1 protein-coding gene is annotated in these 1113 nt (G+C 60.1%); it reads right to left on the reverse strand.

Annotation, left to right across the window (positions count from 1 at the left end; genetic code table 11):
• Positions 1-29: 29 nt before the first annotated feature.
• Positions 30-1058, reverse strand: a complete 1029-nt coding sequence (locus tag ACZRMS_RS26265) for an IS30 family transposase (RefSeq protein ID WP_017246483.1) — start codon at positions 1056-1058, stop codon at positions 30-32.
• Positions 1059-1113: the final 55 nt, after the last annotated feature.

Here is a 1113-nt window from a genome sequence, read left to right on the forward strand (position 1 = left end):
GGCGGTTGCAGGAGCTGAGTGCAACACGGTTATTGAATTGAAGCCGGAGCATCATGCCGCATAGCCAAGGCTTCCTGCATCACCTCTCCCATGACTTCGATCGGGCATTTGAAATCGAAGCGCTTACGGGGGCGCATATTCAGTTGCAGGGCGATGGCATTCAGTTGCTCCTGGCTGTGTACCGACAAGTCAGTCCCCTTGGGCAGGTACTGGCGGATCAGGCCGTTGATGTTTTCGTTACTGCCGCGCTGCCATGGGCTGTGCGGATCACAAAAATAAATAGCGACCCCGGTCTGCTGGGTGATTTCAGCATGCCGCGCCATCTCCCGGCCTTGGTCGTAGGTCATGCTCTTGCGCATCGCCAGCGGCATGCCGTTGAGCGCTGCACTGAAGCCCTCCATCGCCGAGGTCGCCGTTGCGTCGTTCATCTTCACCAGCATCAGGTAGCCACTGGTGCGCTCCACCAACGTGCCTACCGACGAGGCGTTGGCCTTACCCTTGATCAGGTCGCCCTCCCAATGCCCCGGCATCAGCCGGTCTTCGATCTCTGGCGGGCGCACGTGAATGCTGACCATCTCCGGAATCTGGCCGCGCCGATCCACGCCGCCAGAGCGCGGTCTGCGCGTCGCCTTGCTTTGGCGCAGGCAGATGATCAGCTCCTTGCGCAGCTCGCCGACCGGCAAGGCATAGATCGCGTTGTAGATCGTCTCTCGACAGACGTAGGCATCTCTGAGGCTGGGAATGTTCATGCCGCGCAGCTTGCCGGCAATCTGTTCAGGAGACAAACGCTCACGCAACATATGGGTCACCAACTCGAAGCGCTCACTGCCCGGCAGAAGCTTGCGCTTAGGGCGACAAACCTGGCGCCGAATGCTCATCTGTCGCTGGGCGCAGCGGGCCGAGTAAGCACCACTACTGCCTCGATTGCGCTTCAGCTCTCGACTGATGGTCGAGGGCGACCTGTCAATCAGGCGAGCAATGCCGCGCAGGGTGAAGCCTTGAGCTTGACTGAGCTGAATGATCGCGCGCTCTTCAACGCTGAGTTCGGAATAGGACATAGGGGCAGCACCGTACCGGAAAGGTCAGGTGTTGCACTCAGTTTTCGCGGCCGCC

The sequence above is a fragment of the Pseudomonas sp. B424 genome, from assembly GCF_055408345.1.